Source organism: Levilactobacillus enshiensis, assembly GCF_007115095.1.
In the GTDB taxonomy this organism is placed as follows: Bacteria; Bacillota; Bacilli; order Lactobacillales; family Lactobacillaceae; genus Levilactobacillus; species Levilactobacillus enshiensis.
This window is the reverse complement of record NZ_SULH01000020.1, coordinates 1-1,663: the sequence shown is the minus strand read 5'-3', so window position 1 is coordinate 1,663 and position 1,663 is coordinate 1. Positions and strand designations below refer to the sequence as shown.

The window sequence follows — 1,663 nt, the reverse complement described above, 5'->3', positions numbered from 1 at the left end:
CGAAAACGTAGGTTTATAATGAGTGGTGGTAGCAATACCGCAATTGTACAGACAAGCGACGGGCGTTAACGACCGACGAACTAAGGGGAAACTTTTAGTAGTAGAATTGTACTCTGGTTCAGTTATTCCAAATAGCTGATTCCAGGGAACAATTCTGCGCTCAAAACGTCACTCCCTCTAAACTGAATGGAAAACCGTAACCCGTCAAGACAAAATCCAAAGAAAAAAAGAAAGTTGGTGGAATTGTTGGAATGTAAGGATTACATTGTTCCATTGAATCCAGATGTGATCGTTAAGAAGACAATCTATCGGAGTTCTGCAAGAATTACAAATCAGCAGAGAGATCAAGTAAAAAGAGTTTTGCATAAGCAAGGGTATCAGGGGAGAATTAGTAGTATTCGATATACTCGTGTAAATTATAAGTATTCCTTTAAAGTATCCGTTAAATATCAGGGAAATGTCGGTAAGTTTTTGGTTAATACAAAGAATGAGACAGTTGAATTCAAGGGAATGGCCTAGACATGATTTCAGTGAATTTCACAAAGTACCGTTCCCCAATTAAAGCCAATCTGCGACCTATACCACTTCTTTTTTGGACAAGTTCACAATCAAAAAATAACGGAATGTGGAAGTGCCGTGGTGAATGTGGGTTACTTGGGATAAGCCCCATTATGTAAAGTAGAAATTGGTATACTAAAAAAGGCTCCCGGTTTAACACTGGAGGCCTTTTTTCTAGGTTACATATTTTGAGGATGAATGTTTTTATCTTCGTAGCTTTTACTTGGGTGCTGTAACATGATGAATACTGCTTAGTTTTTGGTGCCGTACCCCACAACAGATGCGTCGCTTCGTTGGTATTATCTTAAATGCTAAGTACCGAGTTGAGAAGGATCATAAAGATATTGGCGTCATAATCCCACTGGACGACGAAGAACTTAAATTTTTAATGACTAAAGCCTTGAGACGTTACTTTAACGCCCTAAGAAGCAATGAGAAGCACATCAAGAACGTGGAAAACTACCTGTACGGCACCATGCAAAATCTATTTGGTGTTTGGTGGAATAAACAAGCGGCTAGAGAATACGCGGCCAAACACCCCGAAGAAGAAAAGCCGGCCGACAACGACCACAGTGGGTTGTACTACTAGTCCTAAAAGGCTACAAAATCTTTTCTAAGCAGTTTTAAGACTTACTAACCTCTTTATACTTAAGCTAGATTTAAATGGCTTAAACAGAAGAATAGGGGCTTTTAAATGATCGCCAGAGCTAACCAGGCTAACCAGCTCAAAAGTTCAGCCTTTAGATCAACGCCAAGCTCAAGTGATTTGAGGCCAGGGCTTTATCTATTGATAAGGTACTCAAAAGGTAGTATAATGGTAGTAGTAAAAGAAGGGAGATGAGACAATCATGGCAGTTAATGAAAAGAAACGGGTCCAAGTCAAGATTGATAAAGATTTGGCCGATGATACCGAAGCAGTTTTAAGCAAATTGGGCTTAAATCCAACCACGGCCATTAACATGTTTTACAAGCGGATTGTTGCTAATGGTGCTTTACCTTTTAATGCGTCTTTAAGCGAAGAAGAAAGAGCTAATTTACGCTTTTTAAAGGCGACCGAAGGGACACCAGTCACCGAGTTCAAAGACGCTAAAGAGGTCGCTGATTG

At 39.8% G+C, this 1,663-nt stretch carries 1 protein-coding gene and 1 pseudogene; both read left to right on the top strand.

What is annotated here, in order from left to right; genetic code table 11:
- Window positions 1-805: 805 nt before the first annotated feature.
- Window positions 806-1,147: pseudogene (locus tag FAY32_RS13905) on the top strand (replication initiator protein A); the annotation flags it as partial.
- 259 nt (window positions 1,148-1,406) lie between these two features.
- Window positions 1,407-1,663, top strand: a 257-nt coding sequence (locus FAY32_RS13900) for a type II toxin-antitoxin system RelB/DinJ family antitoxin (protein ID WP_143464077.1), incomplete at its 3' end; no start/stop codon positions are given.